Origin of the sequence: Marivita sp. (assembly GCF_017643905.1) — a bacterium.
Lineage (GTDB): Bacteria > Pseudomonadota > Alphaproteobacteria > Rhodobacterales > Rhodobacteraceae > Marivita.
Window position 1 is genome coordinate 1 of the sequence record NZ_JAEPMO010000238.1, and the last position, 4,166, is coordinate 4,166.

At 61.1% G+C, this 4,166-nt stretch carries 3 protein-coding genes; 2 read left to right on the forward strand and 1 reads right to left on the reverse strand.

Going from position 1 to position 4,166, the window contains the following annotated elements:
* A partial coding sequence (locus JJ869_RS22405) for an FAD-dependent oxidoreductase (RefSeq protein WP_292270988.1) occupies positions 1 to 1,317 on the reverse strand: 1,317 nt, incomplete at its 3' end.
* A gap of 182 nt (positions 1,318 to 1,499) precedes the next feature.
* Here JJ869_RS22405 and JJ869_RS22410 point away from each other — a divergent pair.
* Both JJ869_RS22410 and JJ869_RS22415 read left to right on the forward strand, forming a co-directional pair.
* Positions 1,500 to 2,252 (forward strand): aldolase/citrate lyase family protein, encoded by a 753-nt coding sequence (locus tag JJ869_RS22410; RefSeq protein WP_292270991.1) that lies wholly within the window; start codon positions 1,500 to 1,502, stop codon positions 2,250 to 2,252.
* Between the two features lie 104 nt (positions 2,253 to 2,356).
* Positions 2,357 to 4,166, forward strand: a 1,810-nt coding sequence (locus JJ869_RS22415; RefSeq protein WP_292270994.1) for an FAD-dependent oxidoreductase, incomplete at its 3' end; no start/stop codon positions are given.

Sequence of the window (4,166 nt, forward strand, 5' to 3'; positions counted from 1 at the left end):
ACCGTAGTTCAGGCCGAACACCGCGCCCCTGTCTTTTTGCATCTCGTAGACCGGGCGCGTCCGTACGGGACGACCAGCAGCGCGTTCCTCGCCGGGAAAGTGGATTTTGAACCGATGCGCGTATTGATCGCCGACCCGAGCTTTGGTGAACTTGGCATCCGCCCAATCGCCAAAGCGCGCGATGTCCCAGGCGAACATGTCGTACTGCATCTCGCCTTCGATGATCCATTGCGCCACCATCAGGCCCATGCCACCCGATTGCGAGAACCCCGGAATGATGCCGTTGCAGCAGAAATAGCCCGGCTTCTCGGGCACCGGTCCCAAGAGCACGTTGGAATCCGGCGACCAGATCATCGGGCCATTGATCACCCGCTTGATCCCGGCTGTGCCCACGGCGGGCACGCGGTCGATGGCGCGAATCATGTTGGGCTCGATCCGTTCGAGATCGTCGGCAAAGAGTTCATGCCCGAAGCCCTGCGGCGTGCCATCCTCGGCCCAGAAGCGCACGTCTTTTTCATAGGCTCCGACCAGCAGACCCTTGCCCTCCTGCCGCAGGTAGTATTCGCCGTCCCGGTCCGCGACAGAGGGCAGACGGCGGCCCATCGCTTCGATCTCGGCGATGGCCTCGGTGACGAAGTACTGATGTTCGGTGGGCAAAAGCGGCAGTTTGATCCCTGCAAGGGCAGCCAACTCACGGCCCCAGAGACCAGCGGCGTTGATAACCCAATCCGTACGGATGTCGCCCCGAGGCGTCCGGACGATCCATGTGCCGTCGGTTTGCTGCTCGGTCGCGGTGACAGGAGTGAAGCGGTGGATCTCCGCCCCCTTCTGTCGGGCACCTGCGGCATAGGCGGCGGTCACACCGGACGGGTCCACATTGCCGCCGTCGGGTTCATACATGATGCAGCGGATGCCGTCGAAGTTCACCAGCGGGTGCAGCGCCTCGGCCTCGGCGCGGCTGACCTCGTGGAAGTTCATTCCGTAGAGCTTGGCCTTGGCTGCTTGTAGGCGCAGTTGATGTTCGCGGGCTTCGGTCTGGGCAAGGTAGAGCGACCCGGGCTGGAACACGCCGCAGCTTTGGCCGGTCTCGGCCTCAAGCTGGTTATAGAGGGTCATCGTGTAATGCTGGATCCGACTGATGTTCGTGCTGTCATGCAGCCCGTGAATGTTCGCCGCGGCATGCCATGTGGAGCCACTGGTCAGCTCATCGCGTTCCAAGAGCGCGACATCGGTCCAGCCCAATTTTACCAAATGGTATAAAATCGAACAGCCGATGACACCGCCACCGATGACAACAGCTTGAGCGTGGGTTTTCATGGGTCACCTTGGATGTCGTTTTAGGGCAGCCTGCGGCCTGTAAGCTCGCGCCACTCGTCCAAACCCGACATATCCCGTCGCAGTATGGTCATCTAGATCAGCTTGGGACGGCGGTGCGATGCCAGTAGCAATGGATAGGAAGATCGGCAACCATGGAGGTGAATTTCAGACAGGAGTCGGACATGGCGAACCTCAAGGCACGGCTGCACGATACGGAAGACAGGATGCTGTTCTACGTCTGCACGATACCTTCGGCTGTGGTCAGTCAGGCTGTCGCCGCAGCAGGAGCAGATGCGGTCATCATTGATATGGAGCATGGCGCGCTGGACCACGCCAGCGTACATGCCATGATCGCCGCCACTGCTGGAACAAAATGCGCCCCGCTGGTCAGGGTGGCCGAGAATGACACCACGCAAGTCAAACGGATGCTGGACCTTGGCGCCGAAGGCATCGTGTTCCCGTTGGTCCGTACCATTGATGATGCACGCCGCGCGGTGGCATCCCTGCGCTATCCGCCCAACGGCACACGCGGCTTTGGTCCTTTCATCGCCCAGTCCCGCTGGGGGTCTTCAATGCCAACCTTCGCAGCGGATACCGAAGACAAGTTGGTCTGTTGTCTGCTTATCGAAACCGCCGAGGCTATCGAAAACATCGATAACATTCTCGCAGTCGAGGGCGTCGATTGTGCGGTAACAGCGCTGTTCGACCTGACCGTCGACCTAGGCGTCATGGGACAGTTCACCCATCCCAAATTGCTGGATGCAATCGGCAAAATCGAAGAGGCGGCCCGTAAGAACAATGTCCCGCTGATCAGCAACATAACCTCGTCTGAACATGCAAAAGAGCTTTTCGCCAAGGGGTATCGCGGGATCGGCGGCTTCGATGTTCTGGCACTTCGGGCAAATGCCACGGACCTTTGCAAACTGTTGGACTGACAATCGAGGATGCCGGGCCGCTTGCGACATGAGGTGTCGGTAACGGACAGGCTTGGCGCAGTACTGCATAACAGATTTGCGACAAACGTTCAGAGGGGCTCGAAATGAAAACCACCACTCGTGTCTGTGTCATTGGCGGCGGCGTCGTCGGCGTGTCCGTTCTCTATCACCTGACCAAGCTGGGCTGGTCGGACGTGATGCTGGTAGAACGGTCCGAACTGACCTCGGGCAGCACCTGGCACGCGGCGGGCGGGTTTCACACGCTGAACGGCGACACCAATATGGCCGCGCTGCAGGGCTATACGATCCGGCTCTACAAGGAACTCGAAGAGATTACCGGCATGTCCTGCGGGCTGCACCATGTGGGCGGCATCACGCTGGCCGACAACCGCGACCGGTTCGACATGCTGCTCGCCGAACGGGCCAAGCATCGCTACATGGGATTGGATACACAGATCGTCGGACCGGAGGAGATCGCGAAGATCGCGCCGATCACCAATCTGGAGGGTATCCTTGGCGCGTTGTACGACCCACTTGACGGGCACCTTGATCCGTCGGGCACGACCCATGCCTATGCCAAGGCGGCGCGGATGGGTGGGGCCACCATCGAAACCCATGTGATGGTGCAGGAAACCACCCAGCGCCCGGACGGGACGTGGAACGTGGTGACCGACAAGGGCACGATCCGTGCCGAGCACGTGGTCAATGCGGGTGGTCTTTGGGCGCGCGAAGTGGGCGCGATGGCCGGGGTTTACCTGCCGCTGCATCCGATGGAACACCAGTACATCGTCACCGACGAGATCGCCGAGATTTACGAACGGGACAGCGAGCATCCGCATGTGATGGACCCGGCGGGCGAGTCCTATCTGCGTCAGGAGGGGCGCGGGCTCTGCATCGGGTTTTACGAACAGCCTTGCCGCCCCTGGTCGGTCAATGGCACGCCGTGGACCTTTGGGCATGAGTTGTTGCCTGATGATTTCGACAAGATCGAGGACAGCATCGCTTTTGCCTACAAGCGCTTCCCGGTGTTGGAACGCGCGGGCGTCAAGTCGGTGATCCACGGGCCGTTCACCTTTGCCCCGGATGGCAACCCGCTGGTTGGCCCGGTGCCGGGGCTGCGCAATTACTGGTCGGCCTGTGGCGTGATGGCTGGCTTCAGCCAGGGTGGCGGGGTCGGCCTGATGCTGGCGCAGTGGATGATCGAAGGGGAATGTGAGCGCGATGTCAGCGCAATGGATGTGGCGCGGTTTGGGGATTGGATCAGCCCGGGCTACACCCTGCCCAAGGTGATCGAGAACTACCAGAAACGCTTTTCCGTCAGCTACCCGAACGAAGAGCTGCCCGCCGCGCGGCCCAACCGCACGACGATGATGTATGACATCTTCGACGACATGGGCGCGGTCTGGGGCGCGCAATTCGGGCTGGAGGTAGTCAACTACTTTGCCGAAGGGGACGAAGTGCGGTACGAAACCCCGTCGTTCCGCCGCTCCAACGCGTGGGAGGCCACGGCGCGCGAGGTGAAGGCCGTCCGCGAAGCCGTTGGAATCAATGAGGTTCAGAACTTCGGCAAGTACGAAGTGACGGGGCCGAACGCGCGCGACTGGCTCGACCGCGTCATGGCGGGTCGGGTGCCGAAACCGGGGCGGCTGTCACTGACGCCGATGCTGTCGCACAAGGGGCGGTTGATCGGGGATTTCACCATCTCGTGCCTGTCGGACACGCATTTCCAACTGACCGCCAGCTACGGCGCGCAGGCCTATCACATGCGCTGGTTTGAACAGAACGCCACCGAGGACGTCACCGTCCGCAACGTGTCGGATCAGCTCACCGGGTTTCAGATCGCGGGGCCGAATGCCCGTAAGGTTTTGGAGGCCGTGACGCGAGATGCGACAGACCCCAAGTTCATGGATGTAC